We start from the raw sequence: 21,276 nt of genomic DNA, 5'->3' as shown, positions 1-21,276 counted from the left end.
CCGGAGGGCGAGTCCCGGCGTGCCACGGACGCCACCGTCACGGCCCGGCTGGGGCGTTGCCGGCAGGCCGGTGTGGCTCGCGAGGGCATCGCCTGACCGACGTGACGTGCGGACACGCCCCGGGCCCCGGGCAGCGCTCATCGGGGGCACGCTCGTGCCTGTCGGGGCTGATGGCGTAGGGATCGGTGCCGGTGGTCCGGGTGGGCAGCGGCTCCGCGGGTGCCCCGAGGGTCGGCTCCGCCCGCGGACCATGCGGCCGCAGGCCACACCACCCGGGCCGGGGTAGCGGCCGGGGCCGGGAGCCCTCACGGCACAGGGGGCCACCGCGTGCTGCGATTGCGCATCTGCCGGGCAGCCACGGGTCCGACGCGGGGGGGCACCGGGCCTCGCCCCCGTCGCGATGCCCGGCCAATAGGGGCGCACCCCCGTGGTGCGGGCGGACCGGTTCCGGGTGCCCGCCCGCCAGGGGCGGGCACCCGGACCCGGTCGTCATCCCGCTTGCTGCGAGCGTGCCTTGAACGCCGCCTTGCGGGCTTCCTTGGCGATCTTCTTGTCGGGGTGCAGGCGCCCCATCGCTTCGAGGACGTCCGGGGTGGCCGGGTGGCCGACGCGCCAGGCGGTGTCGAAGAAGCCGCTGTGCTGCTGCGCCAAGCCTTCCACGAGCGCCTGGAGCTCGTCGGAGTTCCCCTCGGCGGCGAGCTGGGCCGCGACCGTGTCGATGGTGAGCCAGAAGACGAGGTCCTCGGACGGCGGGGGGACGTCGGTGGCACCGTTCTCGGAGAGCCAGACGCGGGCGAGGCCCCCCAGTTCGGGGTCCTCGAGCACGGCGCGCAGCGCGGGCTCGGCCTCCGCGCCGACCAGGGAGAGCGCCTGCTGGCAGTGCAGGCGGCGCAGCGGCGCGCCCGCGTCGGCGCCGCGCGCGGCGGACAGCAGTTCCTCGGCGGCGGGCAGTACGTCGCGGCGGGAGAGCCACTGCTCGATCTCGGCCTGCGCGGCGGCCGGCGGGAAACCGGCCGTGCCGTCGAGGAGCGTGTCGGCGCCCTTGTCCGCGAGGTCGCCGACGGCGGGGGCGTCGAAGCCGGCCTCGGCCAGTCGCGCGCGCAGTCCGTAGAGGCCGAGGGGGGTGAGCCGGACGACGCCGTAGCGCGCGATGTCGGTGTCGTCGACGGGGGCGGCCGGCTCCTCGTCGGCGTCGGCCATGAGCGCCTCGTCGACGGGCTGGAAGTCGACGAGTCCGATGGGCTCCAGCAGCCGGAACTGGTCGTCGAGCCGCATCATGGCGTCCGAGACCTGCTCCAGGACGTCGTCGGTGGGCTCCCCCATGTCGTCGGGCACGATCATGGAGGCGGCGAGCGCGGGCAGCGGCACCGGGACCTCGCCGGCCGTGTCCTCGCCGACGGTGAGCAGGTACAGGTTGCCGAGCACCCCGTCGAGGAACTCGGCCTCCGCCTCGGGATCCCAGTCCAGGGAGGAGAGGTCGATCTCGCCGCTCTCGTCCATGGCGTCGACGAGGTCGTCCAGGTCGGGCACGCTCGCGTCGGCGAGGACGGTGTCGAGGGCGCCGAGCCACACGCCGAGGATGTCCTGCGGGGCTCCGGAGGTGAGTACGGCGAGGTCCGCGCCGGCGCCGACGGTTCCCTCCTCCTCGTCGACGATCTCGACGAGGCCGGTGTCGACGGCGACCCGCCAGGCCTCACTGGCGAAGGCGGCCGCGTCGTCGCCGGTGAGGGCGAGGACCTCGGCGGCCTCGGGGAGCTGCTCCTCGACGAGTTCGCCGCCGGCTCCGACCCGGGTGCCGGGGCCGGCCCAGCGGGCCAGCCGCGCGGCACGGGAGAGCAGGGGCGCCGCGAGCGCGTCCCGCGCCAGCTGGGCCTCGGAGAGCAGCCGCACCGGCGGCAAGGAGCTGTCTGACATCGGCTGGGTTCTCCTCCGAACAACCACGACGAGCAGGGCAAGCGGTTCAGGCGGGCTGCCGCCCCAGGGCGCATCCGCGGTGGCGGGCCGGCGTCGGCCGCGGCAGCACCGGACCTCGCCGGGCGTTCCCGGACCCGAGGATCCGAAGTCCGCCGGGGACGTCCGTGCCGACAGCTCAGCCTAGACGGATTTCCACCCATGCCGCCCGGTTCATGTCCCTGACACCTCCAGGACACCGCTGAAACCTTGACAACTCCCCACGCCACACACGAGATTGACGCGCGTAGAAGTTCAACGGCCGTGCGGACCGGCGACTTCTACGCGCGTCACCGGCCCGGAATCGGGCCGCGCTCCGTCCCAGCACAGCCCACCCTCGTCCCGGCGCCCAAGAACGCCCCCGGAGGACTCCCTTGCCGAGCAAGAGAACGTCGCGCATCGGCGCGCTGACCGTTGCCGCCGTCTGTTCCACCCTTTCCGCCGTGGTGCTCACCACTCCGGCCCACGCGGACTCCGTCCGCATCCACGACATCCAGGGCACCACCCGGACCTCCCCGCTGGCGGGCAAGGCGGTCACGGACGTGTCCGGCGTCGTCACCGGCGTGCGGACCTACGGTTCGTCCAAGGGTTTCTGGTTCCAGGACCCCGACGCGGACGACAACCCGGCCACCAGTGAGGGCGTCTTCGTCTTCACCAGCTCGACCCCGAAGGTCGCGGTCGGCGACGCCGTCACCGTGACGGGCACCGTCTCGGAGTACGTCCCGGGCGGCGCCTCCACCGGCGGCCAGTCGGTGACGGAGATCACCAAGGCGACGGTCACCGTGGTCTCCAGCGGCAACGCCGTCCCGGCCGCGACGGTCGTCGACGCCCGCTCCGTACCGAACGCGTACACCCCCGCCGGGGACACCGCGGCGGCCGGCTCGGTCAACGGCCTCACCCTGGAGCCGAAGAAGTACGCCCTGGACTACTACGAGTCCCTCGAGGGCATGGCCGTCCAGGTCGCCGACGCCCGCGTGATCACCGCCACCGACCCGTACACGGAGCTGTGGGTCACGGTGAAGCCGCACGAGAACGACACCCGCCGCGGTGGCTCGCTGTACGGCTCGTACGGCTCCCAGAACACGGGGCGGCTCCAGATCCAGTCGCTCGGTGCGACGGCCGACTTCCCGACCGCGAACGTCGGCGACAAGCTCACCGGCACCACGGCGGGACCGCTCGACTACAACCAGTTCGGCGGCTACACCCTCGTCGCGAACCAGCTCGGGACCCTGAAGAAGGGCGGCCTTGAGCGCGAGACCACGCACAAGCAGGCGCGCGGCGAGCTGGCGGTGGCGACGTACAACGTCGAGAACCTGGACCCGGCCGACGCCACGTTCGACGCGCACGCGGCCGCGATCGTGAACAACCTCCAGTCGCCCGACATCGTGTCGCTGGAGGAGATCCAGGACAACAACGGCGCGACGGACGACGGCACGGTCGCCGCCGACCAGACGGTGAACAAGCTGATCAACGCGATCGTCGCGGCGGGCGGCCCGAAGTACGACTGGCGCTCCATCGACCCGGTGAACGACCAGGACGGCGGCGAGCCCGGCGGCAACATCCGCCAGGTCTTCCTCTTCAACCCCGAGCGGGTCTCCTTCACCGACCGTGCGGGCGGCGACTCGACGACCGCCGTCGGTGTCACGAAGACGCACGGCGCGGCGCAGCTCACCGCGTCCCCGGGCCGCGTCGACCCGGCCAACACGGCCTGGGCGAGCAGCCGCAAGCCGCTCGCGGGCGAGTTCGTCTTCCGTGGCCGGACGGTGTTCGTGATAGCCAACCACCTGAACTCCAAGGGCGGTGACCAGGGGCTGACCGCGCAGTACCAGCCCCCGACGCGCAGCTCGGAGGTGCAGCGGCACGCCCAGGCGACCGCGGTGAACGGCTTCGTCCAGGAGATCCTGAAGGCGCAGAAGAACGCCGACGTCATCGCGCTCGGCGACATCAACGACTTCGAGTTCTCCGACACGGCCAAGATCCTCGAGGGCGACGGCGAACTCTGGTCGGCGATCAAGTCGCTGCCCAAGAGCGAGCGTTACACCTACGACTACCAGGGCAACGCCCAGGTCCTCGACCAGATCCTGGTCAGCCCCGCGATCCGCAAGGGCTGCGACCTGAAGTACGACAGCGTCCACATCAACTCGGAGTTCTCCGACCAGATCAGCGACCACGACCCGCAGGTGCTGCGGTTCCGCCCGTAGTCGCCCGGATACGCGAGAGCCCGGCCCCGTCGTCCGGGGGGCCGGGCTCTTAGCCGTCCGCGGGCCGTGCGCGCGAGGCCGAGGCCGGAGGCGGCGGGCGGCCCGGCCGGTCGTTCGGCCGTCAGCGGATCAGGCGGTGAAGACGCCGTCCAGCCAGCCCTTCCAGGCGTGCTCGTCGGCCTTGGCGTCGGCGCCGGGCGCGAAGTCGTGGACGCTGATGCCGACCGGCGCGCCCCAGTGGTCGCGTCCGAAGAAGCGGATGAGGGCGTCGTCGGTGCGCAGGCCGATGAAGTACGGGTTGCGGTAGTCGACCACGGCGTCGAAGGCCTCTCCGCCCGGCCCCTGGGCGCGCACCGGGGTGCCCGCGGTGGTGTCGTCCGTGAGGCCGAGCGCTCGCCCCACGGCGGCGAAGGAGCCGTCCGCCGTGGACGCGCCGGGCCCGTCGAAGGTGGCGAAGGCGACGGGACGGCCCGCGAAGCGGGTCACGTACTCGCGCAGCGTGTGCAGGTAGAAGTCGGTGTGCTTGCCGGCTCCGTCGTACTGGTTGTCCCAGTCGTCGGTGAAGATGCCGCTGTGTACGTAGCGCACCCAGGAGCCGCGGCCGTCGTTCCGGGGCTCGATGGTGTGGTCGATCTGGTTGAGGCTCTGCGCCGGGGACCCGACGTCCTCGGTGCGCGCAGTCAGCCGGTGCGGCGGGTCCCAGGCCGTGATCGTGCTGCCGAAGGGGCCCGCACCCCCCTCGCGGGCCTCGTACTCCACCGGCCAGAGCCAGCCGCCGCTGCCGTCGGTGATCGCCTCCCACACCTGCTCGGGCGTGGCGTCCACCTCGTACTCGCGGGCGATCTCGAATTCCTGGGACATGGTGGTGGCTCCTGTGTGGTCAGCGGGCGGTCTCGGGCCCCGCGGGGCCTTCGGCGTCGGGTGCGGTCACGGCGTGGGGTCCGGTCACGGGGTCGGGCCCGGTGAGGGCCTCGGTTCCGTCCGCGGCCACGGGGCCGGCCGCCGTTTCGGGACGGACCGTGGGGTGGACGGCGACGACGATCCGGTGCGGACGCCCGCCCGTCGCGTCGCCGTCGTGGTACTTGCTGATCAGCGCACCGACGCCGGCCGTCAACTCCTCGATGAACGCGGCTCGTTCGGCGGCCGAAGCGAAGGTCACCTCGCCGTCCAGCGCGTAGGTGGCCAGTCGTTTGCGGGCCTTGTCGGCGCCGGTGATCAGCGTGCCGACGTCCCGGACGAGCCGGGCCCCGAGCGCGAGCAGCCAGCGTGCCGACAACTGGTCGCGGAAACGGTCCGGGTCGGGCTGCACGGCGGCGAGCGCGAGCGGCGAGATGACGTACGACGCGGCGGTCGCGCGCATCAGCCTTTCGGTGACGTTGCCCTTGCGGCGCTCGCCCGCCAGCTCGACCAGACCGTGCCGCTCCAGCGTCTTGAGGTGGTAGTTCACCTTCTGCCGGGGCAGTCCGACCTTGCCGGCCAGCATGGCGGCCGACGCGGGTCCGGCGGCCAGCTCGGCCAGCAGCCGGGCCCTGATGGGGTCCAGCGACACGGCGGCGGCCTCGGCGTCCTCGATCACGGTCACGTCCAACATGACTCCACCCTCCCACCGAACACTTTTTTTGTCCAGACGGCCGAAATGGTCGGTGGTTGCCGCGGGAACCCCGCGAGATTGGCCCAGGAATCCCGCGTGGTTGGCCCGGGAACCCGTCCCCGGTCTCTCCGAGCGGCTCCTCTGGGGTCTTCGCCGGCTTCAGTGGGCTCCCGGGTGGCTTCAGCGGCGGGATTCGGGCAACCCGCCGGACATGGACGAGAAGCGACCGGAATCGAAGCAGCGAGCTCTTCCGGACACGGGGGCGGACGCGGGCAGGGACACCCGTACGGATCCACGCCCGGACCCCGGGACGGACACGGCGGAACGGGCCGGCAAGGACGGCCCCGCCAGACTGACCGCACGATCGTGGTGGGCCGTTTCGTGGCGCACGGCGAAGGAGTTCCAGGACGACGAACTCTCGGACCGGGCAGCCGCGTTGACGTACTACGGCGTCCTGTCCCTGTTCCCCGCCCTGCTGGTTCTGGTGTCCCTGCTGGGCGTGATGGGCCAGCGCGTCACCAACCGGCTCCTCGACAACATCGGCGACCTGGCTCCCGGCCCCGTCCGCCAGATCCTGCAGGACGCGGTGACGCAGCTGGGTGACAGCGGCGGTACGGGCAGCGTGCTCGCGATCGTCGGACTGTGCGCGGCGCTGTGGTCCGCGTCCGGCTACGTCGGCGCCTTCATCCGCACCTCCAACGCGGTGTACGACCTGCCGGAGGGCCGCCCGGTCTGGAAGGTCACGCCCCTGCGGCTGGCTCTGACCGTCACGCTGATGCTGCTGCTCAGCGCGAGCGCGGTCATCGTCGTGTTCACCGGCCCCCTGGCCGAGCGCGCCGGCACCGCCATCGGGGTCGGCGACGCGGCGATCACGGTGTGGTCGGTCGCCAAGTGGCCCGTCCTGCTGGTGTTCGTCCAGCTGATGATCGCGCTGCTGTACTGGGCCGCCCCCAACGTCCATGGCCGCGGCTTCCGTTGGTTCAGTCCGGGCAGCATCATCGCCACCCTGATCTGGCTGGCCGCGTCCGCGGGCTTCGCCGTCTACGCCGCCGGCTTCGCCTCGTACAACAAGACGTACGGGGCTCTCGCGGGCGCCATCATCTTCCTGGTGTGGCTGTGGCTCACCAATCTGGCCATCCTGCTGGGCCTGGAGTTCGACGCGGAGCTCGCCCGCCAGCGGGCCATCGGCAGCGACGGCCGGCTCCCCACCGAGGAGCCCTACGTCGAACCGCGCGACACCCGCAAGTGGCCCCCGCGTCTGCGGGCCCTGCGGGCCGCCCGGGAGAAGGTGGACACGGGCGTCGTCCCGCTCGCCGAGGGCGGCCCGGGACGGGACGCCGCCGGGAGGGCGTGACGGCCGCGGGGTACTCGGGACGCACAGCCGCGGGTCGGCACCACGCCGGCCCGCGGATCCATGCGCCCGAGGGGCCGGCGGGTCCGCAGGCGGTCGGTGGAGCCGCATCCGCCCACCGGCCGCCCGTCACTCGTCACCCGTCACTCGCCGGCCTCCGGCCGCGACACCCGGACAGGCGCCCGGGGCAGACACGACAGAGAGCGGGGCAGACGTGATGCGGGGCAGACGTGATGCGGCGGCGAACCGGACTCCGGTTCGCCGCCGCATCGCTCCCCTCCAGCCCCTCAGGCGGTGGTCAACGGCGCCCTCGACGACCGTTGCGCCGCCTGCGGAGCAGGCTCACGGCGAGCACCGCACCGGCGCCCGCGCTCGCGAGAAGTGCCGGGCGGGGGGTGCGGCGCCCGGCCTCGACGACCGAAGTGGCCGCTGTGCGCAGCGACTCCGGGACACTGTCCTGGACCACGCGACCCGCCTCGGCAGCCTTCTCCTGGACCGCCTGACCCGCTCGGGCCGCCTTGTCCTGGACGACGTGCCCCGCGTGGACCGCCTTGTCCTGCACCGCGTGTCCGGCTTCCAGAGCACTGTCCTGGACGGCCTGGCCGGCCTCGGCCGCCGTATCCTTCATCCGGACCGTGACCGTGTCGGCCCGCTCCTCGAGTTCGGCCGCGTGGTCCCGGGCGCCGGAGGTGATGTCCTTCCCGGCCTCCGGCTCCTTCACCTCGGCGTCGAGCCGGCTCCTGGTCCGTTCGATCTGGCGTCGCAGTTCCTCCGGGCCGTCGGCGCCCGTGGCGCCGGCCGGGCCGATGGTGCCGGCCGGGTCGGCGGACCTCCCCACGCCGTCGGCCGTCCCCGTGTCCGGGGTCCGCACGGCGTCGGGGCCGGTGACCGCGCCCTTCCCGTCGTTCTCCGTCATCGGTGTGCCCTTTCCTCGAACTGGTCCTTGGGGTCCTGACACCGCCGGGCAGGCATGCCGAGCGGACCGGCGGCGACCGCCGTGACGTCAACGGCCCTCGCCCACCGCGGCGTCGGCTTCTCCCGGGCGGGCTCGGCCGGCGACCCCACGGGTGTCGGCCTGGTCCGCTCAGGGGGCTGCTGCGTCCATGCGCGGGGTGCAGGAGAGGGCGCGGCGGCTCCCGCCGCGGACCCGGTCGGCGACCCGGCAGGGCCGTCGCCGTCCACGGCGCCGAGCGGCCCGCCGCCGCGCCCGGCACGTCGGGGATGCTCCGCCGACTCGCGCGCGGCGGGGCCCACTTCCTGCCGTATCGGCGTGCGGAGGACCTGGGCGGTCCGGCCCGTGGGTCCGTCCACGGACGGCTTCGCGTGCCTGCCCGGCACGTGGTTCCGGTCCAGGGTTCTGCCCACGGTCGTCCCGCCTCCTCTCGCTCGCGGAGGGCCGGGTACCCGGAGCGGGCCGCGCTACCCCTGCGGACCCCGATCTTCGAGTCGGGCCAACTGACCCTGGAACCAGTCGAGTCGGGCCTGGAGCAGAGCGGCCTCCGCGACCAGCTCGGACACGCCGAGGTCGGCCGCGGCGGTGACGGGACCCCCGGTCGCCCGGACCCGCAGCCCTTCGCCGGCCAGCCGCGCGAAGGACGCGAGCGACAGCGCCGTACGGCCGCGTACGCATCCCGCGCAGGCGGCCGTCAGGGCGCGCCGGCCCGGTCGCCCCCAGCCCGCGTCGGCCAGGGCGCCGGCCACGGCGCCGCAGGCGCAGGGGCCCACGGTGGCCGTGCGCACCCGCTGGCGCGCGTAGCGGAACCCCTTCTCGAAGCGGATGTAGGCGCCGAGCACGGAGACTTCGAGGAGGACGGCCGCCCGGTACTCGGCGGTGCACAGCATCGCCTCCGCGGCGGCCGACGTGTGCACGCAGTGGAAGCCGCAGTCGCAGCGGCGGTGCGGCGCCCGGTGTCGCCGTCCGTAGACACAGCGCGCCTCGTCCAGCACGCCGTACGGCAGCGCCCCGCCCAGGGATACTCCGGTGAACCCGGCCCGGGTGCCGTCCTGGGACAGCACCGGGTGGGCGATCTTGTATCCGGTCGGCGGCTCCGTCGGGTGTTCCTCGGGGAGCCGCAGTCTCATCGTCCGGCCGGGGCCTCTTCGGGCACGGATGCCTCGAACTCCGTTCCGTTCTCGGGTAGTTCGATCTCGTCCTCGTGCGTGTGGACCTGCTCCTGCGCGACTCCGGTGGCGAGTGCCTTGCCGAGCCTCATGACGCCTCCCGCTGTGCCGACGACTGCCGTCCTCGTCATGGTGACCGATGGCACCCCGGTTTGGCACCAGGGCCTGGGCGCCGCGGGAACGGCCCCGAGGCCTCACCCGCATCACCCTCCCCACTGATTAGCATTCATTGCCGATACCTCGTAGAAAAATTAAGTGGAGCTTCACCATCGAGCGTCCGACACTCCTTCCATGAACGATCCGACGACCACTCCCCCGACCCCCGCCACCCCTCTCCCCCCGCCCCTCCCGTCGCCCCGGCCGGACACCCCCTTCGGGCGGGCCCTCTGCGCGATGGTCACGCCCTTCACCCCCGCGGGCGCCCTGGACGTCCAGGGCGCGCAGCGGCTCGCCGAGCACCTGGTGGCCGGAGGCTGCGAGGGCCTTGTCCTCTCCGGGACGACGGGAGAGTCGCCGACCACCACGGACGCCGAGAAGGCCACGCTCGTGCGCGCGGTGCGGGAGGCCGTCGGCGGCCGGGCGTCGATCGTCGCGGGGGTGGGGACCGCCGACACCCGGCACACGGTGGAACTGGCACTGGCGGCCGAGAAGGCGGGCGCGGACGGCCTGTTGGTGGTCGCGCCCTACTACAGCAGGCCCCCGCAGGACGCGGTCGCGGAGCACTTCCGGGAGATCGCGGACGCATCGGGCCTGCCTCTCGTGCTGTACGACATCCCGGGGCGCACCGGCACCCGGATCGAACCGGAGACGATGATCCGGCTGGCCGGTCACCCGAGGATCGTGGCGGTCAAGGACTGCGCGTACGACCTCCTCGGCACCCAGAAGGTGCTGGCCCGCACGGAGTTGGCGTACTACGCGGGCTGCGACGAGCAGGTGCTCGCCCTCTACGCGCTCGGTGCGGCCGGGTACGTCAGCACCGTCGCGAACGTGGTGCCGCGTCAGTTCCGTTCGTTGGTCGACCTGTTCGACGCCGGTGACACCGGCGGCGCGGCCCGTCTCCAGCGGCGGCTGCTCCCGCTCATCGACCGCATGATGGCGGCGGGCCTGCCGGGCGCGGTCACGGCGAAGTCGCTCCTCGACCGCCTCGGCCTGCCCGCCGGCCCCCTCCGCGCTCCCCTGCGTGCCGCCGACCGCCAGACGGCCGACGAACTGCTCGCGACGTATCAGCAACTGGTCAGCGCGTGCTGAAGACAGGGGTCCAGCGCCCCGGATAGTCGGCACTCGCCTTGCGGAAGTCGCTCAGCGGCACGACCTTGTCCGTGCCGATGGTGACCAGCAGCAGCTGGTTGTGGAACTCCCCCTTTCCGGAGCATCGCTTGGGGTCGCATCCCCAGGCGATGAGTCGCTTGTCGTCGGCCCAGGACAGGAGTTGCTGTACGGGCACGGTGTCCACCTGCCTGCCGGTGCGCGGGTCCACTATCGCGGCGGCGACGACCGAGCCGTGGCCGGCGAAGTCACCCGCAGCGAGCTTCCCGTCGGGCGAGAGGCCGGCCTCCACGGAGACGGAGACCTTCTCGTCCGCGGGCCAGGCGGCCTTCTCGCCGTTCAGGCCGTAGTACTGACGGAAGGGCTTCACCGGAGTGTTCGTGTAGACGAGTGTGCCGTCGTGGCTCCAGTCGAAGTCCTCGCGGGAGTTCCCCGGCCACCCCATCTCGTCCGTCTCGTACGGCGCTTCGTGCCAGGCCGCCTTGCCCGACTCCACGTCCACGACCGTGAATCCGGTACGGCTCGGCACGGGCCCGGGGATCTCCTTGCCGTTCACGTTCTGCCGATGGTCCGCGAAACCGCGGTCGGGGTTCTTCGCGTAGGCCGTCGCCACGAGCTTCCTGCCGTCGGGCGAGAAGGCGACGCCGGCCACACCCCGGTCCACCGCGATCCATCGGTCGACCTTCCCGGTGATCAGGTCGAGCAACCCGACGCGCTTGGCCGGTAGTTCGCCCTCGAGCACCGCGGCGGTGCGGGAGCCGGGCGCGACATCCAGGAAGGCCCACTTGGCCTTCTTGTAGGTGCCCGTCTTCTGATCGAGGAGCCCGTACCGGCGCGCGAGGACGGTGTCACCATTCGGCTGGTGAACGGACTTGGTGATGTAGAAGGCGGACAGCACCGTGTTCCCTGCCGCGATCAGGGTCTTCGGCGGCGACTGGTCCGGGTGGCCGATGATGTCGCTCCGGTTCATCTCGCTCGCCGGCCGTACGTCGTCCCCTCCCCCGGTGAGGCGGGGTACGCCCGCCGCGACGGCGATCGCGGCGACGGTGGCCACGGCGACCGACGCGATCCTGCGGGTGCGGCGGCGGCGCCGGACGGCCAGGACGCGTTCGGCGAAGTAGGGAGGTGCGGGCACGCTGTCCGCGGCCTGCTCGCGGAAGGCGGCGGACACCAGTTCATCGACGTTCACGGACGCACCTCCACGGGCGAGTTGTGGCGGGACGGCTGCTGCTCTGCCCCGGCCGGGCCCAGCGCCGCGAGTTCGGGCGCGAGGGTGCGCAGCCGAGCCAGTGAGCGGTGCGTCGTGGACCGTACGGTCCCCACGGAGCACCCCAGGATCCGGGCCACGTCGGCCTCCGGAAGGTCCTCGAAATAGCGCAGGACGAGCACGGTGCGCTGCCGCGCGGTCAGCCGGGCCAGCGCCCCCCGCATCACGAGGCGCAGTTCGGCGACGGACGCCGCGTCCGCTCCGGTACTCGCCTCGGGCGTCTCGGCGACACTCAGTTCGCGGCGCGGCCACTTCAGCCGCCAGCGGCTGATCTGCTGCCGGTAGAGGACCCGGCGTACGTACGCCTCCGGTTCCTCGATCCGGTTCCAGTGGCCCGCCACCTTGATCAGCGCGTTCTGCAGCAGATCCTCGGCGGTGTGCCGGTCGCCGCCGCTGAGGAGCACGGCCGTCTTCAGCAGCGCGGACGACCGGCTCGCCACGAACTCCTTGAAACTCTCCTGCGCTGCGGCATCCATCGTCACCTTCTCTTCCCCGGCGGGCGCTGCACCCGTCCCCTGTGCTCCCTGTGACGCGCGTGGCCGCCCGTCACTATGCCTGTGCCGAGCGAGTTTTTCCGGATCCCCTCGGCCGTGGGGCTTTCCGGTGGGACCGCGGCGGCGGGCGGCGTGAAATTCCCGGGGGCGGGCGACGTCCCTGTCGTACCTTGTCGAGGTGAGCCGCCCCCTGCTGTTCCTCGACGTCGACGGTCCCCTCAACCCGTACGCGGCCCAGAAGGAGCGCCGGCCCGAGGGGTACACGACGATCCGGGCGGCCCTGGAGCCGGGCCGGCCGCTGCGGGTCTGGCTGCACCCCGGTCACGGCAGTGCGCTCCTCGGCCTCGGCTACGACCTGTGCTGGGCGACCACGTGGATGGACGCCGCCAACCGCTGGATCGCCCCCGTCGTCGGCCTCCCCGAACTCCCCTACGTCGACTTCACGGGCGCCCTGTTCGTCGAGCGCCCCGACGGCGTCCACTGGAAGACGGAACGCATCGTGGAGTACGCGGCCGGCCGGCCCTTCGCCTGGGTGGACGACGAACAGAGCCCGGCGGACGAGGAGTTCGTGTCCGCCCGCCATCCCGCACCCGCCCTGCTGCGCCACGTGAGCCCCCGACTGGGCCTGCGCGAGGACGACTTCGACGCCCTGAGGCATTTCGCCGCCACCCTGGACACCGAGCCGTAGGAAAGCGGACGCGGAACCCGGACGCGGGCTCATGTCGCCTCAGGGGCCCGTGTCGGGACCGTCGTCGATGTCACCCGGGTTCCGGGAAGACCCCGATCCACGGCGGCCCGGGTGACCTGCCAAGGATGAGGCCAGACCTCAAAGTTGGACACGGCTCGGGGTTAGTCACCGTTTGGTGGCGCCCCGCCCTACGAGGATGCCGAGGATCACCTAAGCGGGTCCCTCCGGGGCGACCCGGCGGCATCTCCGGGCCGTCGACCGGGTCGTCGTCGTCTGCCCGGTAGTCGCCGGCTCGAAGAGCCGGGCACCGCTAGTGACGAGTGGCCAGGGCGTGGAACTCAAGTGCTCCGATCCCCAGGACGACGAGCTGCACCGTGCCGGGGATGCGCCATCGCAAGGCCAGAAGGCCACCGCCCGTGACTACGGCGCCACAGGTTAAGTACCACATCATCCGTTGCGCGAGCATCTGCACTTCGGGCGCAACGATGCCGTCGTCGATCGATCCCGCGAGCCCACACCAGTACCAGAGCCCGACCATGTACACCAGGTCTATGGCGAGCAGCAGGATGCCGATCATCACCTGCGCGCCGACATACGGCGTACTCCTGCGTTGCAATGCCCACCCCGGTTGTTCGCAGTCGCCAGGCGGCCGATCAATCGCAGCCCAGCATGCTGGCCCGGTCCGCGCCGCGCATGAGTACACGTACTCAGAAGCGAAGGGGGCGCTCAGGACACGAGGGCTCGGTAGTTGCCCTCGTCGGCGGATGAACCGTAGCCGGCTGCACCGGCGCCGGGGCGCGCGCTGCCCCACGCTGCCCAAGACCGGCATTCCCAGGTCGCACCGATGGTCGCCCAACCTCGCTCCTCAAGCGGGTCTACGCGAGGCGCAAAGCATCTCGGCATGTGAAGGCGCCATGCCATTATCGGACGATGCTGACCGAGGAGGACGCGCGCCAACTGGTGCTTGCCCAGATCGACGATATGCGGGGCACCGTCGAGTACGACCTCCAGATCCTGCGCGTGGAAGCCTTGCCCTTCGGGTGGATCTTCTATTGGGGGGCAGTCTGGGACGGTAGGAGCGGACAGCGTCCTCGATTGGGAGGCAACGGCCCATTCCTGATGGACCGTGACAACGAGCGGTTGATCCGACTAGGTACCGGCATCCCCGTGACCCGTCAGGTCGCCGACTATGAACGCCGACTACCACGCGAAGCTCACGCCCGGAATACGGCAGCGAAGCGCCTGCAGCAGCGCGGCACCGCAACCCCAGCGGCTACCTCTGTCCGCTACCGCCCCTCAGGGGCCTCGAAGCGACCGGAATGACCGTCGCTGACCGAATCGGCTGGAGCTACGGATCAGGTGTTGTCCCTGGCCCGTAGCTCTTCCTTCCGCCGGAGGGTGTAGCCCTCCAGGTCCTGCTTGATGGTCATGACGTCCTCGACGCGAATCCGGATAGGCCCGCAGTGCAGGGCATCGCAGGAGCGGGGAAAGCTGCCGTCGATGAGGGAGACACCGCTGAGTACGATGCCCGCCACCTCATCAACCGCAGTGCACAGCACCGGATGGAACGAGCAGTCCTCGTAGATGTCGCCCACCTGGATGCCGTTCGGGTTGCCGGGGTCTGGGGTCTCACTCATGGGGAGCACCGTCTCATTTTCCGTCTCATCCAGCGACTGTCAGGCACGTTCGGGAGAGGTCAGAAGCGATAGGCCGCCCGTCGATCGAACGCAGCCGAACGCAGCCGAACGCAGGTGAACGAGGCGGGACAGAGTCCCGGGCCGGACCAACAAACTTGGAAGGCGTGCTTCCGCCCCCGCGATAGGGAGTGCGCGGCCGACGCTGGCAGGTCATCTCGTGGCCATCGACGAAGCCCGGCCGTCGGTTAGGTCCCGGACGAGACTCCGAGCCGCCCCCAGACAGGCCGGGGATGAAGCCATCCCTTCAGAGCTGGAACCCCCGGAAGCCCGACCGCGCGCTTGAGACCATAGGCGCAGCCACTGACAACGCACCTGTCGGCGAGGGACCGTTGAGCGGGTGAGTGTCCAACTGCGTGACAACGCAGACGCACCACGGCGGACGCCCACGAACGTCTGCGGACCTCAGAGCAGGTCCAAGGCCCACCGGCTCAAGGCCCAGCCCCTGCCCCTGCCCAGGTTGCTTCGGGACAAAGAGGTCATGGCCTAGCGGCCGTCGCGCTCGACCAGCGATCCGTGGGGGCCCAGCTCGTAGAAGCGAGGCGGCCCCATGGTTTCCGTGATCTTCCGCAGCGTCTCTTTTTCCTCTGCGGGGTCAGGCCCGTGGGGGTCTCGCACATGGAATCCGTGGAGGCCGATGCCGTAGGCGTCGATGTCGTCAGGCTCGGGGCGGCCCTCCTGGGCGAAGCCGCAGAGCGCGCGCAGGGCCTCTTCGCCCAAGTCCAACGGGTGGAAGGGCAGCGGGTACGGCTCTTCGTCCTCGTCGGGCCAGTGGACGATGTCCGCGGAACGGTCCCCGGCCCAGTAGGGCCGCTCGAAGGGGAGCGGATCGCCGATGTTCTCGATGATGCCGCTGTCGGGGGACAGGCTCAGGGAGCGGACCAGCAGCCCGTCTTCCCACACGGCGAACGCGAGCCAGTCCACGACGCTGTGCATGGCGTGCAGGACGAGTCGTCGGCCGGCGCTGGCCGCGACGAGGTAGTCGGGAAGCTGGGACGGGTAGTCGATCATCACCCGCTGGTCGCAGACGATCTCCACGTCCGGCCAGCTCGCGGCATACGCCCTGCCCTTCGGTGGGTACACACCGTCGCCCAGTTCCGAGCCCGCGCGCTGCTCGATCTCCCAGCCCGGGTAGAGGCGCTGCATCATTTCGCACGTCCGCGGCAGGTCCGCAGCCTTCACCTGTCGCAGCAGGTCCGGCACCTCGCCGTCGGCATAGATGAGCAGTCCCGTCTTGGCTCCCATAGTTCCTCCCCGATGACTCGCCTCGATGGTTGTCGCACCCTAGCCACCGGCACTGACATCGTCGGGAGGGGCGGACCGAGTACTCTCCCGGGCCGTCCCTGGGCCGTGCGAGGGCGCTCGGCAATGACCCATGGCGACCGCCAGTGACAGATCAGCTTCGAGCGAGGAGAGGGAAAGGGCCAGGTCACGGCCTCCGGGCTGAACGGCTTTCCCCCGAGGGGTGGCCGTCAGGCAAGATGGGGTGTTTCGCACCAGGGGGGCTTCCCGGAAATGCCGACACGCCCTCAGGGTGCCGTCGATAGGCTCGGCGCCGTGAGCGAAGACGCCCGCCTCATAGTGAACCACCGAGTCCACGTCGTACCCGCGGTCCTGGCTCTGGCCAATCCACCCTGGCAGCGAGACGTCTGGCTCGACCCATCGGCGTTCGAGAGCCTGGACCACGTCTTCCACACGCTCTTTGACGACTTCTGCGACGCCGACGAGCCCGAGAGATTTCTCGGCATCAGTCTGAGAACTGTGGAAGAGGTCGCTCTCATGCGTGAGTTGGGCATCGTGCTCAACGCCGCAGCGGCCCAGGCGCCCAACGACACGGACGAGGAGTATCTACAGTCGCCTTCTTGGCCAAAGGTCGTTGCCGTCGCCGGGCGCCTTGCTCAGGTCCTGGTCGCGAACGACCTGAAGGAACTCGCTGCGCTGCACGAGTCCAACTGAGCCTCAGCACCAGACATGGGTCGCAGCGTTGAGTATCTAGCTGCGTGACAACGCGGGCGGACGGCGGCGTACAGCCACGGACACCTACGGACCAGCCCAGCAGGTCAGATGAGCAGTGGCCCAAGGTCAGCAACCCGCCCAAGTTGCTCCGGGACGAAGGGGTCCCCGTGCCACAGCAGTGCCACATCGTGCGGGCAACCCCGGTCAACGATGGCTCGCCACAGTCGAGATGCGCTGTTCGCCTGGGCAGCAACTGCGGCCGGAGGTGACCTGGGGAACTCCACCGCCGACCACGTCCGCCCTTACAAGACGGCTGTCGCCCCCAACGCACGAGCGCCCTCCCGGCCGTCCTCGGGCCGTGGAAGGGCGCTCGTTGGTGACCAGCGCTGACAACTGGCGACAGCTGAGCCGCAGTTCAGAGCAGTGATCGAGTAGACAGCCGCAGGTCACGGCCGCCGGTGATCAGTTGTGGCTGTGCAGGACCTCGTTCAGGCCGCCCCACACCGCGTTGTTCGGGCGGGCCTCGACCTTGCCGGTGACCGAGTTGCGGCGGAACAGGATGTTCGAGGCGCCGGACAGTTCGCGGGCCTTGACGATCTCACCGTCGGGCATCGTCACGCGCGTGCCGGCCGTGACGTACAGCCCGGCCTCGACGACGCACTCGTCGCCGAGAGCGATGCCGACTCCCGCCTCCGCACCGACGAGGCAGCGCTCGCCGATGGTGATGCGGACATTGCCGCCGCCGGACAGGGTGCCCATGGTGGACGCGCCGCCGCCGATGTCCGAGCCGTTGCCGACCACGACGCCGGCGGAGATGCGGCCCTCGACCATGGAGGTGCCGAGCGTGCCCGCGTTGAAGTTCACGAAGCCCTCGTGCATGACCGTCGTGCCTTCGGCGAGGTGCGCGCCGAGGCGGACCCGGTCGGCGTCGGCGATCCGGACGCCCTTCGGCGCGACGTAGTCCGTCATGCGCGGGAACTTGTCGATGGAGGTCACCTGGAGGTGCAGGCCGCCGGCGCGGGCGTTCAGCCGGACCTTCTCGATGTCGTCGACGGCGACGGGGCCGAGCGAGGTCCACGCGACGTTGGCGAGCAGGCCGAACAGGCCGTCCAGGTTCTGGCCGTGCGGCTTGACCAAGCGGTGCGAGAGGAGGTGCAGGCGCAGGTAGGCGTCGTGCGCGTCGAGCGGCTTGTCGTCGAGGGACGCGATGACCGTGCGGACCGCGACCACCTCGACGCCGCGACGGGCGTCCGGGCCGATCGCCTGGGCGGCGCCCTCGCCGAGCAGTTCGACGGCCCGCTCGGCGGACAGCCGCTCGGTGCCTGCCGGGCCGGGCTCGGCGGACAGTCCGGGCGCGGGGAACCAGGTGTCGAGAACGGTGCCGTCGGCGGTGAGGGTGGCGAGCCCGGCGGCGACGGCGCCGGTGGTACGAGAAGCAGTCGTGTCGGTCATGGGTGAAACCTAACGTGGCGCGGCCCGCCCGGGCGAACCGGTGCGCGGGGCGTCTCAGGTACCGGGCGCCCCACAGGCACCACGACCGCATCCGGTGCCGAGCACCCGCCGGCCGGCAGCCTGCCTGCCCGGCGGGAGTCCCCCCGGTCTGGGGCCGTTCGGCCCGCCTCCGCTCACGGCAGGACCCGCGCCAGCACCTTCCGCGCGTACCCCTCGTCGTACGCCGTGCCGGTCAGCAGGACCTGGAGGCAGATGCCGTCCAGCAGGGCGACGAGGGCGCGCGCGGTCACCGGATCCGTGCGGCGGGACAGCGGTTCGACGAGGCTGTCGATCCACTCGGCGGCGACCGGGCGCAGGGCGGGCCGACGCAGGGCGGCGAGGTACAGCTCGTACTCCAGCTCCACGCCCGTGCGGTCGCCCGCCAGCCACTCGCCGATCAGCCCGGCGAGTTCGGCGGCCAGGTCGGTGCGGGTGTCCTCCAGAGCGCCGCGCGCCGCGAGCACCTTGGCGAAGCCCTCGTTCGCCTGGCGCAGCGCGGCGACGAGGAGTTCGTCGAGGGTCTTGAAGTGGTAGGTGGTGGAGCCGAGCGGCACATCGGCCTCCCGGGCGGCCGAGCGGTGGCTGAGCCCCGCGATGCCCTTGGCCCCGACGACGCGGATCGCCGCGTCGATGATCCGCTGCCGTCGTTCCGGGTCGTACCGCCGCGCCATCAGTGGCCGCCGTCCGCGGCCCGGCGGGCCGCCATCAGTGCGCCCCGCCCAGGTTGAGCAGGACGACCCCGCCGATGATCAGCACGATGCCGGCGGCCTTCGCGGCCGTGAGCCCCTCGCCGAGGAAGAGCGCGCCGATCGCGGCGATGGCGGCGGTGCCGACGCCGGCCCAGATCGCGTAGGCCGTGCCGACCGAGATGGTCTTCAGGGTCTGGGCCAGCAGCGCGAAGGCGACGACGTACCCGAGGACGGTCAGCAGTGAGGGCCAGAGCCTGCTGAAGCCCTCCGTGTACTTCATCGCGGTGGTCGCGCCGACCTCCGCCGCGATGGCTCCCGCGAGCAGTACGTATCCCATGTGTACGAGGGTACACATCGATGCGTACACCCGTACACATGTCAGGTCCATCAATCCCATGGGCACCGTGCGCACCAGCGGATATCGTTCGCGATCACAGTGGGGGCGGAGTCGCACGGACTCCCGGGACGATGGAGCGCACGAGGTATGTCGGACAGATCCGGGTGGGGACCTCAAGGGCCGCAGGGGCCGTACTCCGGTGCGCCGGGCGGCTGGGGCTGGACGCCACCACCGCCGCCGCCCAAACCGGGCGTGATACCGCTGGCTCCGCTGGGGGTGGACAAGGTCCTGAACGGCGCCTTCGCCACGATGGGCCGCTACGCGAAGCCGTTGTTCGGGGTGGCCGGCCTGGTCTACCTGGGGCTCGGGATCGTCCTGGCCGGCGCCGGAACCTTCGCGTACAGCGCGGTGGCGGACCACGTGCACCGGCTCACCGAGTCGCACGGCACGGCGCACTGGTCGGACGTCCGGCCCCTGCTGGTGGCGTTCGGCCTCGTCTGGGCGCTCGCTCTGGTGACGATGCCGCCGGCCAACGCCGTGGTGCAGGCCGCCTGCGTGGCGACCCTGCACGAGGCGGTGCTCGGCCGGCGCGCCCGGGTCGCCGCGGTGTGGCGGCGCACGCTCCGGCGGACCCCGTCGGTGCTCGGCGTGACGGTCCTGTCGGGCCTGGCCGTGCTGCTCCCCCTCGTCGTGGGCGTGGTGCTCTTCGTCGTCACGCTCGCCCTGTCATCCGGCCCGTCGCTGCCCGTCGTGGTCTTCCTCCTGTTCGCGCCCGTCTCCGCGGCGGCGGCGGTGTGGCTGTACGTGCTGTTCTCGTTCGCCCCCGCTGCCGCCGTCCTGGAGGACGCCTCGCCCGTGACGGCGATGCGGCGGTCCGTGCGGCTGGTGCGCGGCGCCTGGTGGCGCACGTTCGGCGTCTCGCTGCTCGGCCTGGTCATCGTGACGACGCTGGCCTCGCTGGTGCGGATGCCGTTCATGTTCACGATGCCGGTCTTCTCCTCGTACGACCCCGCGGCGGCGCCTCCGGCGGACGCCGCGGAGCTGTTCGACGACGTGCTGCCCGACCTGCTGCCCTATCTGGCGGTCACCCTGGCCACGACGTTCCTCACCCAGCTCTTGTCGGCCGTGTTCCAGCCGCTGGTGACGACCCTGCTCTACATCGACCGGCGCATCCGCAGGGAGGGTCTCGCGGACATCCTGGCGCGCGTGGCCGCCGCGCCCGGCACGCCCCCGGCCTGAGCAGCCAGCGTGACCACCCGGCCCCGGAAACACGCGAGGGGGCGACACCCGAAGGTGTCGCCCCCTGCGGCGTACCGGAGTACGGGACGCGCGGAGTGCCGGAGTCTCAGACGTTGAAGCCGAGCGCCCGGAGCTGTTCGCGGCCGTCGTCCGTGATCTTGTCCGGGCCCCACGGCGGCATCCAGACCCAGTTGATGCGCAGTTCGTTGACGAGGCCGTCCGTGGCGGACTTGGCCTGGTCCTCGATGACGTCGGTGAGCGGACAGGCCGCAGACGTCAGGGTCATGTCGATCGTCGCGATGTTCGCGTCGTCGATGTGGATGCCGTAGATGAGGCCGAGGTTGACGACGTCGATGCCCAGCTCGGGGTCGACGACGTCGTACAGCGCCTCGCGGACTTCCTCCTCCGAGGCCGGCTTCGTCGTCAGGCTCTCGCCCGATGTCACAGTGTTCTCGCTCATGCGGTCTTCCTCACAGCCTTCTCGGGCTCGTCGCCCAGCGCCTGGGCCGTCGCGTCCTTCCACGCCATCCAGCTCAGGAGGGCGCACTTGACCCGAGCCGGGTACTTGGAGACACCGGCGAACGCGACCGCGTCCTCCAGCACCTCCTCCATGGCGTCGTCGGGCTCGATCCGGCCCTTGGACTGCATCAGTTCCAGGAAGGTCTCCTGGATCTTCTGCGCGTCGGTGACGTCCTTGCCGACGAGGAGGTCGTTCAGTACGGAGGCCGAGGCCTGACTGATCGAGCAGCCCTGACCCTCGTACGAGATGTCCTCGATCCGCTCGCCGTCGTACTTCACCCGCAGCGTGATCTCGTCACCGCAGGTGGGATTGACGTGGTGCACCTCGGCGTCGCCGTCCCGGAGACCGCGCCCGTGCGGGTGCTTGTAGTGGTCCAGGATGACTTCCTGGTACATCGAATCCAGCTTCACGTTCTCAGCCA

General features: G+C 71.3%; 23 protein-coding genes. 7 read left to right on the top strand and 16 right to left on the bottom strand.

What is annotated here, in order from left to right; all coding sequences use genetic code 11:
- Positions 1–489 precede the first annotated feature (489 nt).
- Entirely contained in the window at positions 490–1,914 is a 1,425-nt protein-coding gene (locus tag ABZT74_RS25090; RefSeq protein ID WP_356438264.1) for a hypothetical protein, read from the bottom strand.
- A gap of 410 nt (positions 1,915–2,324) precedes the next feature.
- Between ABZT74_RS25090 and ABZT74_RS25085 the strand changes: the two genes are divergently transcribed.
- Positions 2,325–4,151 carry an endonuclease/exonuclease/phosphatase family protein gene (locus ABZT74_RS25085; protein WP_356173940.1) on the top strand — a complete coding sequence of 609 codons (1,827 nt, stop codon included), beginning with the start codon at positions 2,325–2,327 and terminating at the stop codon, positions 4,149–4,151.
- Between the two features lie 129 nt (positions 4,152–4,280).
- Here the strand turns inward: ABZT74_RS25085 and ABZT74_RS25080 are convergent, their stop codons facing one another.
- Both ABZT74_RS25080 and ABZT74_RS25075 read right to left on the bottom strand, forming a co-directional pair.
- Entirely contained in the window at positions 4,281–5,012 is a 732-nt protein-coding gene (locus ABZT74_RS25080) for an SRPBCC domain-containing protein (RefSeq protein ID WP_356173938.1), read from the bottom strand.
- Positions 5,013–5,031: 19 nt separating this feature from the next.
- Positions 5,032–5,742, bottom strand: coding sequence for a winged helix-turn-helix domain-containing protein (locus ABZT74_RS25075; RefSeq protein WP_356173935.1), 711 nt, complete (start codon positions 5,740–5,742; stop codon positions 5,032–5,034).
- A gap of 211 nt (positions 5,743–5,953) precedes the next feature.
- On the opposite strand from ABZT74_RS25075, the gene ABZT74_RS25070 reads away from it, so the two are divergent.
- The gene (locus ABZT74_RS25070) at positions 5,954–7,096 is read left to right on the top strand and encodes a YihY/virulence factor BrkB family protein (protein WP_356173932.1); all 1,143 of its coding nucleotides are present in this window, start codon (positions 5,954–5,956) and stop codon (positions 7,094–7,096) included.
- Positions 7,097–7,391: 295 nt separating this feature from the next.
- On the opposite strand, the gene ABZT74_RS25065 is transcribed toward ABZT74_RS25070, so the two are convergent.
- From ABZT74_RS25065 to ABZT74_RS25055, 3 genes are all read right to left on the bottom strand, one after another.
- Entirely contained in the window at positions 7,392–8,009 is a 618-nt protein-coding gene (locus ABZT74_RS25065) for a DUF3618 domain-containing protein (protein ID WP_356173929.1), read from the bottom strand.
- Between the two features lie 503 nt (positions 8,010–8,512).
- Complete coding sequence (locus ABZT74_RS25060; protein WP_356173926.1) at positions 8,513–9,175, bottom strand: hypothetical protein; 663 nt, start codon at positions 9,173–9,175, stop codon at positions 8,513–8,515.
- The gene (locus tag ABZT74_RS25055; protein ID WP_356173924.1) at positions 9,172–9,345 is read right to left on the bottom strand and encodes a hypothetical protein; all 174 of its coding nucleotides are present in this window, start codon (positions 9,343–9,345) and stop codon (positions 9,172–9,174) included. The genes ABZT74_RS25060 and ABZT74_RS25055 overlap by 4 nt, the downstream gene beginning before the upstream one ends.
- A 160-nt stretch (positions 9,346–9,505) precedes the next feature.
- On the opposite strand from ABZT74_RS25055, the gene dapA reads away from it, so the two are divergent.
- Entirely contained in the window at positions 9,506–10,462 is a 957-nt protein-coding gene (gene dapA, locus ABZT74_RS25050) for a 4-hydroxy-tetrahydrodipicolinate synthase (protein ID WP_356173921.1), read from the top strand.
- Here dapA and ABZT74_RS25045 read toward each other — a convergent pair.
- Together ABZT74_RS25045 and ABZT74_RS25040 are read right to left on the bottom strand one after the other, a co-directional pair.
- Complete coding sequence (locus ABZT74_RS25045; RefSeq protein WP_356438261.1) at positions 10,449–11,669, bottom strand: WD40 repeat domain-containing protein; 1,221 nt, start codon at positions 11,667–11,669, stop codon at positions 10,449–10,451. The genes dapA and ABZT74_RS25045 overlap by 14 nt on opposite strands.
- Positions 11,666–12,223: a SigE family RNA polymerase sigma factor gene (locus ABZT74_RS25040; RefSeq protein ID WP_355876421.1), complete on the bottom strand. Its 558-nt coding sequence runs from the start codon at positions 12,221–12,223 to the stop codon at positions 11,666–11,668. Before ABZT74_RS25040 ends, ABZT74_RS25045 begins: the two co-directional genes overlap by 4 nt.
- 196 nt (positions 12,224–12,419) lie before the next feature.
- On the opposite strand from ABZT74_RS25040, the gene ABZT74_RS25035 reads away from it, so the two are divergent.
- Positions 12,420–12,929, top strand: a complete 510-nt coding sequence (locus tag ABZT74_RS25035) for a hypothetical protein (protein ID WP_356438258.1) — start codon at positions 12,420–12,422, stop codon at positions 12,927–12,929.
- 310 nt (positions 12,930–13,239) lie between these two features.
- On the opposite strand, the gene ABZT74_RS25030 is transcribed toward ABZT74_RS25035, so the two are convergent.
- Positions 13,240–13,506, bottom strand: coding sequence for a hypothetical protein (locus ABZT74_RS25030; RefSeq protein ID WP_356438255.1), 267 nt, complete (start codon positions 13,504–13,506; stop codon positions 13,240–13,242).
- A 353-nt stretch (positions 13,507–13,859) separates the two neighbouring features.
- Between ABZT74_RS25030 and ABZT74_RS25025 the strand changes: the two genes are divergently transcribed.
- The gene (locus ABZT74_RS25025; RefSeq protein WP_356438252.1) at positions 13,860–14,252 is read left to right on the top strand and encodes a hypothetical protein; all 393 of its coding nucleotides are present in this window, start codon (positions 13,860–13,862) and stop codon (positions 14,250–14,252) included.
- Between the two features lie 32 nt (positions 14,253–14,284).
- Here the strand turns inward: ABZT74_RS25025 and ABZT74_RS25020 are convergent, their stop codons facing one another.
- The gene (locus ABZT74_RS25020; RefSeq protein WP_356438249.1) at positions 14,285–14,566 is read right to left on the bottom strand and encodes a hypothetical protein; all 282 of its coding nucleotides are present in this window, start codon (positions 14,564–14,566) and stop codon (positions 14,285–14,287) included.
- A 543-nt stretch (positions 14,567–15,109) separates the two neighbouring features.
- Complete coding sequence (locus ABZT74_RS25015) at positions 15,110–15,868, bottom strand: hypothetical protein (protein WP_356438246.1); 759 nt, start codon at positions 15,866–15,868, stop codon at positions 15,110–15,112.
- Positions 15,869–16,180: 312 nt separating this feature from the next.
- Here ABZT74_RS25015 and ABZT74_RS25010 point away from each other — a divergent pair, with 312 nt between their 5' ends.
- Positions 16,181–16,579, top strand: coding sequence for a hypothetical protein (locus tag ABZT74_RS25010; RefSeq protein WP_356438243.1), 399 nt, complete (start codon positions 16,181–16,183; stop codon positions 16,577–16,579).
- Positions 16,580–17,041: 462 nt separating this feature from the next.
- Here ABZT74_RS25010 and dapD read toward each other — a convergent pair whose 3' ends face one another.
- The 3 genes from dapD to ABZT74_RS24995 form a co-directional block, all read right to left on the bottom strand.
- Complete coding sequence (dapD, locus tag ABZT74_RS25005) at positions 17,042–18,031, bottom strand: 2,3,4,5-tetrahydropyridine-2,6-dicarboxylate N-succinyltransferase (RefSeq protein WP_355876416.1); 990 nt, start codon at positions 18,029–18,031, stop codon at positions 17,042–17,044.
- A 173-nt stretch (positions 18,032–18,204) separates the two neighbouring features.
- Positions 18,205–18,741 (bottom strand): TetR family transcriptional regulator, encoded by a 537-nt coding sequence (locus ABZT74_RS25000; protein WP_356438239.1) that lies wholly within the window; start codon positions 18,739–18,741, stop codon positions 18,205–18,207.
- Positions 18,742–18,775: 34 nt separating this feature from the next.
- Complete coding sequence (locus ABZT74_RS24995; RefSeq protein ID WP_356178011.1) at positions 18,776–19,096, bottom strand: multidrug efflux SMR transporter; 321 nt, start codon at positions 19,094–19,096, stop codon at positions 18,776–18,778.
- A 252-nt stretch (positions 19,097–19,348) separates the two neighbouring features.
- Between ABZT74_RS24995 and ABZT74_RS24990 the strand changes: the two genes are divergently transcribed.
- On the top strand, positions 19,349–20,335 hold the full coding sequence (locus ABZT74_RS24990; RefSeq protein WP_356438236.1) for a hypothetical protein: 987 nt from the start codon (positions 19,349–19,351) through the stop codon (positions 20,333–20,335).
- Between the two features lie 106 nt (positions 20,336–20,441).
- On the opposite strand, the gene ABZT74_RS24985 is transcribed toward ABZT74_RS24990, so the two are convergent.
- Together ABZT74_RS24985 and sufU are read right to left on the bottom strand one after the other, a co-directional pair.
- Positions 20,442–20,795 (bottom strand): metal-sulfur cluster assembly factor, encoded by a 354-nt coding sequence (locus tag ABZT74_RS24985; RefSeq protein ID WP_081223759.1) that lies wholly within the window; start codon positions 20,793–20,795, stop codon positions 20,442–20,444.
- Positions 20,792–21,265, bottom strand: a complete 474-nt coding sequence (sufU, locus tag ABZT74_RS24980) for a Fe-S cluster assembly sulfur transfer protein SufU (protein ID WP_081223760.1) — start codon at positions 21,263–21,265, stop codon at positions 20,792–20,794. Before sufU ends, ABZT74_RS24985 begins: the two co-directional genes overlap by 4 nt.
- Positions 21,266–21,276: the final 11 nt, after the last annotated feature.

Origin of the sequence: Streptomyces sp. NPDC005302 (genome assembly GCF_040607345.1) — a bacterium.
In the GTDB taxonomy this organism is placed as follows: Bacteria; Actinomycetota; Actinomycetes; order Streptomycetales; family Streptomycetaceae; genus Streptomyces.
Note: the sequence above shows the minus strand (reverse complement) of the source record. Positions and strands in the feature narration are given on the sequence as shown.

Bases quoted from the DNA above. Each gene is read 5' to 3' on its own strand.
- ABZT74_RS25075 (WP_356173935.1), bottom strand. From the start codon at position 5,742: ATGTTGGACGTGACCGTGATCGAGGACGCCGAGGCCGCCGCCGTGTCG.
- ABZT74_RS25070 (WP_356173932.1), top strand. From the start codon at position 5,954: ATGGACGAGAAGCGACCGGAATCGAAGCAGCGAGCTCTTCCGGACACG.
- dapA (WP_356173921.1), top strand. From the start codon at position 9,506: ATGAACGATCCGACGACCACTCCCCCGACCCCCGCCACCCCTCTCCCC.
- ABZT74_RS25040 (WP_355876421.1), bottom strand. From the start codon at position 12,223: ATGGATGCCGCAGCGCAGGAGAGTTTCAAGGAGTTCGTGGCGAGCCGG.
- ABZT74_RS25065 (WP_356173929.1), bottom strand. From the start codon at position 8,009: ATGACGGAGAACGACGGGAAGGGCGCGGTCACCGGCCCCGACGCCGTG.
- ABZT74_RS24985 (WP_081223759.1), bottom strand. From the start codon at position 20,795: ATGAGCGAGAACACTGTGACATCGGGCGAGAGCCTGACGACGAAGCCG.
- ABZT74_RS25055 (WP_356173924.1), bottom strand. From the start codon at position 9,345: ATGACGAGGACGGCAGTCGTCGGCACAGCGGGAGGCGTCATGAGGCTC.
- ABZT74_RS25020 (WP_356438249.1), bottom strand. From the start codon at position 14,566: ATGAGTGAGACCCCAGACCCCGGCAACCCGAACGGCATCCAGGTGGGC.
- ABZT74_RS25015 (WP_356438246.1), bottom strand. From the start codon at position 15,868: ATGGGAGCCAAGACGGGACTGCTCATCTATGCCGACGGCGAGGTGCCG.
- ABZT74_RS24995 (WP_356178011.1), bottom strand. From the start codon at position 19,096: ATGGGATACGTACTGCTCGCGGGAGCCATCGCGGCGGAGGTCGGCGCG.
- ABZT74_RS25025 (WP_356438252.1), top strand. From the start codon at position 13,860: ATGCTGACCGAGGAGGACGCGCGCCAACTGGTGCTTGCCCAGATCGAC.
- dapD (WP_355876416.1), bottom strand. From the start codon at position 18,031: ATGACCGACACGACTGCTTCTCGTACCACCGGCGCCGTCGCCGCCGGG.
- ABZT74_RS25090 (WP_356438264.1), bottom strand. From the start codon at position 1,914: ATGTCAGACAGCTCCTTGCCGCCGGTGCGGCTGCTCTCCGAGGCCCAG.
- ABZT74_RS25080 (WP_356173938.1), bottom strand. From the start codon at position 5,012: ATGTCCCAGGAATTCGAGATCGCCCGCGAGTACGAGGTGGACGCCACG.
- ABZT74_RS25060 (WP_356173926.1), bottom strand. From the start codon at position 9,175: ATGAGACTGCGGCTCCCCGAGGAACACCCGACGGAGCCGCCGACCGGA.
- ABZT74_RS25000 (WP_356438239.1), bottom strand. From the start codon at position 18,741: ATGGCGCGGCGGTACGACCCGGAACGACGGCAGCGGATCATCGACGCG.
- ABZT74_RS25030 (WP_356438255.1), bottom strand. From the start codon at position 13,506: ATGATCGGCATCCTGCTGCTCGCCATAGACCTGGTGTACATGGTCGGG.